Raw genomic sequence first — 1,944 nt, forward strand, 5'->3', positions numbered from 1 at the left:
GAACACTTTCGATCGGCTTCCACCACAGGGCCCACACAATTCCGGGCCCCGGCGCGGGAGTTGCGCCGGGCCCGGCGCGCCCCGGAGCACCTCGCCCACCGCGCGGTCACGCCTTTAATTCGTTTGAATCACAGCAAAATCACAAATGATTCCAAAGTTGAATAGCAGATTCACCAAGGAAACCTTGGCGGAACCCGGCCATGGATGTCCGCCGCCTCCCGCCTGGAACCGTGCCGCCGGGCCGAGTTGGCGCCGGTCGCCCGATCTGGACCGCAGCCCGAACGCCGTGCCAGACTTCTCCGTGACCAGCGCAGTTGCTCGCCGCCCGGGAAGCGGTAGACCGATGGGGGACTCACATATCCGCCGGTTGTGTGGCCGGACTCGTACGGCCGTCCGCCGCCACACCACGAATTGACGGCAGTTCAACACCACATCGCCCTACCGGGCGCGTTCCACCGGCAGCTCCCGGGCCAGTGGTGAGGCACTGCGGTCGAACACGGCAATGAAGCACGGCGATGAAGCGCGGCAATCGAGCACTGCAATCGAGCACTCAGATCGGCCGGAGGCAACCGACCACGCTCCCAGGATACTTCATGCCCACCAGCGGATCGCCCACGACCCACCACAGCAGCCCCGTGGGAAGAAACGCGCGAAACCCCCGGCGGAAACCTCCTCGCACCGCCTCGACCGGCTTTCCGTCCACCGACCGACCCTGAGCAGAGAAGCGATCAGCATGGAGACGTCCGTCAGCACGACTGCCCTGCGCACCGCACCCCGGTCCTCTCCCGGCGCAGCGGCCCTCACCCGCCGCACCGCCCTGTCCCTGCCGGCGGACTACCCCCTGACCGAGTGGAAGCGCCTGGGCAAGCACCTCTACCTGATAACGGACTCCTCCAGCTGGTGGCTCGGCGACTGGCTCATCTTCGGGCAGGACACCTATCCCGGCCGCTACCGGCAGGCGATGGAGGAGACCCGCCTGGACTACAAGACCTTACGGAACTACGCGTGGATCGCGCGCCGCTTCCCCGTCACCGAGCGGCACCCCGAGGTCAGCTTCCAGCACCACGCCGAAGTCGCCTCGCTGGAACCCGAGAAGCGCGCCATGTGGCTGGACCGCGCCGCCCGGAAAGGCTGGTCCCGCAACGCCCTCCGGCAGCACCTGCGGCAGGCCGCGCTGGCCGGATCGCCCGAGGCGGGCCAGGGCAAGCAGGTCAGGCTCCACGTGCGCACGACCGCCGAGCAGGAGAGCCTGTGGGCCGACGCCGCCGAGCGCGACGGCCGGGAGCTGAACGAGTGGATCATCGTCAGCCTGGACCGGGCCGCGAAGCTCGGGGGCGGCCCGCGCGAGCGCTCGCGCGGCGGCTCCCCGGGGCACGACGAACCGGGCTGCACCGAGCCGACCGCGTAGTCCGACCGGCCCGCCGCGCCGCGCCGTCCCGCCGCCCGGAGCCGGACGGCGCGGCGGCGGGACGGCAGGACCCTCACCGAGCCCTTCACTGAGCCCCTCACCGGCGGCCCTCGGCGGCGGCCCGCTCCCACGCGGCGTCGCGCAGCAGGCGCAGCCCGTTCAGGCCGACGATCACGGTGGACCCCTCGTGGCCGAGCACGCCCAGCGGCAGCGGCAGGGTGGCGACCAGGTCCCACCCCACCAGCACCGTGATGAACGCCGACGCGATCACCAGGTTCTGCACGACCAGTGAGCGGGCCCGGCGGGAGAGCGCGACGACGGCGGGGACGGTGGCGAGCTCGTCGCGGACGACCACCGCGTCCGCGGTCTCCAGCGCGAGGTCGGAGCCGGCCCGGCCCATCGCGACGCCGACGTGGGCGGCGGCCAGCGCGGGGGCGTCGTTGACGCCGTCGCCGACCACCAGCACCTTGCGCCCGGCGGCCTCCCGCTCCCGCACCGCGGCAACCTTGTCCTGCGGCAGCAGGCCGGCCCTGACG

Annotated in this window: 2 protein-coding genes; one reads left to right on the plus strand and one right to left on the minus strand. The window is 71.6% G+C overall.

The features are described from left to right. The first annotated feature begins 733 nt into the window (after window positions 1–733). Window positions 734–1,408, plus strand: coding sequence for an LmbU family transcriptional regulator (locus ACFUEL_RS39140; RefSeq protein WP_380242899.1), 675 nt, complete (start codon window positions 734–736; stop codon window positions 1,406–1,408). Between the two features lie 97 nt (window positions 1,409–1,505). Here ACFUEL_RS39140 and ACFUEL_RS39145 read toward each other — a convergent pair. Further along, on the minus strand, window positions 1,506–1,944 hold a 439-nt coding region (locus ACFUEL_RS39145), incomplete at its 5' end, for an HAD-IC family P-type ATPase (RefSeq protein ID WP_380242901.1).

The organism is Kitasatospora sp. NPDC057198 (assembly GCF_042670125.1).
Classification (GTDB): Bacteria; Actinomycetota; Actinomycetes; order Streptomycetales; family Streptomycetaceae; genus Kitasatospora.